The organism is Echinimonas agarilytica (assembly GCF_023703465.1).
In the GTDB taxonomy this organism is placed as follows: domain Bacteria; phylum Pseudomonadota; class Gammaproteobacteria; order Enterobacterales; family Neiellaceae; genus Echinimonas; species Echinimonas agarilytica.
The window spans coordinates 1-563 of record NZ_JAMQGP010000026.1; the positions used below are offsets into that span (position 1 = coordinate 1).

Genomic DNA, 563 nt, shown 5'->3' on the forward strand with positions numbered 1-563 from the left:
TCATCCGAGGCACTGGCATTTAACGTCACCGATGTTGCTTCATCCACGGTTTGATGGTTGCCCGCAGACACGGTGGGCAACGCATTCACCGGCTCAACAAGCACCGAGACGGGCGCACTCGTCGTGGCATTCTCATTGTCAGTCACCATCACCTCAAAGCGAAGCGTTTCGGCGCTCGTCAAAGTCGGCGCTGTGAAACTGGCTGAGGCTGTCGTTGCGCCGCTCAGCAACACGGTTGTGCCCGCCGTTTGCGTCCATTGATAAGCTGCAATACTGCCATCGTCATCCGAGGCACTGGCATTTAACGTCACCGATGTTGCTTCATCCACGGTTTGATGGTTGCCCGCAGACACGGTGGGCAACGCATTCACCGGCTCAACAAGCACCGAGACGGGCGCACTCGTCGTGGCATTCTCATTGTCAGTCACCGTCACCTCAAAGCGAAGCGTTTCGGCGCTGGTCAAAGTCGGCGCTGTGAAACTGGCTGAGGCTGTCGTTGCGCCGCTCAGCAACACGGTTGTGCCCGCCGTTTGCGTCCATTGATAAGCTGCAATACTGCCATC

General features: G+C 57.5%; 1 protein-coding gene. It reads right to left on the reverse strand.

The genetic code is table 11. The features are described from left to right. A partial coding sequence (locus NAF29_RS18125) for a PKD domain-containing protein (RefSeq protein WP_432763245.1) occupies window positions 1–563 on the reverse strand: 563 nt, incomplete at both ends.